The organism is Halomicrobium sp. IBSBa (genome assembly GCF_017612575.1).
Taxonomy (GTDB): Archaea; Halobacteriota; Halobacteria; order Halobacteriales; family Haloarculaceae; genus Halomicrobium.
In genome coordinates this window covers 1-390 of the sequence record NZ_JADPQC010000070.1, presented here as the reverse complement: position 1 = coordinate 390, position 390 = coordinate 1, and the positions used below count along the sequence as shown (strand labels likewise).

1 pseudogene is annotated in these 390 nt (G+C 63.3%); it reads right to left on the bottom strand.

Going from position 1 to position 390, the window contains the following annotated elements:
- Positions 1–390, bottom strand: a pseudogene (locus IL252_RS17500) (transcription initiation factor IIB family protein); the annotation flags it as partial.

Sequence of the window (390 nt, the reverse complement as noted above, 5' to 3'; positions counted from 1 at the left end):
GCGTGAGCCGGATGTCTGACTCTTTCCCGGCGAGGTACAGAGCGCCGGCTGCGATACCGTCTGGTCGCCCGTTGATCTCGGTGGACTCGGTCGCCTGCTCTGCGAGTTCGAGTGCCCGCTGGCGAATGTTCGGGGCAACGTCGAATGGAAGGTCCGAACAAATCCGCGCCACCCAGTCCACCGGAAGCGACACTGGAATCGGGAGATCGAGTTCCACCAAGAACGTCCGGTAGCAGTTCCAGACGTGCGATGCAGAACACCGTGCGACATCGGCTACCGTCTCCATCGTCACGAGGCCATTGCACCGGCAGGCGGCGTACACAGCGGCCGCTGCACCGCCCTCAATCGACCGTCCGATCAGGAGGTCCTTGTCCTGTGCCTCCCGGAAGA